Here is a 296-nt window from a genome sequence, read left to right on the forward strand (position 1 = left end):
TTCGGCGATGACCAGAACAACCTGTTCTGACGTGAAAGCGATGTGCTGCTCTCAACCCCCGGAAGCGACGTCCGATGAAGTGCGCTGCATTCTACCGAATCCTGCTGACCTGTCAATGTTTTTTCTTTTCGATCAATCCTGAAAATCAAAACCAAATCAGTAGGTTGCGCTACTTCAGCTGCCTGGCCGTTTGCGACGTCCCCGGCAGCGGATGCGTACTTTACGCACGTGAAGTCTCGAGCGCAACCCCTTTTTCAGGAAAAGTTTAGGCGTTTGTCGAAAACGGCTTTTGAGAA

It is taken from the genome of Larsenimonas rhizosphaerae (assembly GCF_026240105.1).
GTDB lineage: Bacteria > Pseudomonadota > Gammaproteobacteria > Pseudomonadales > Halomonadaceae > Larsenimonas > Larsenimonas rhizosphaerae.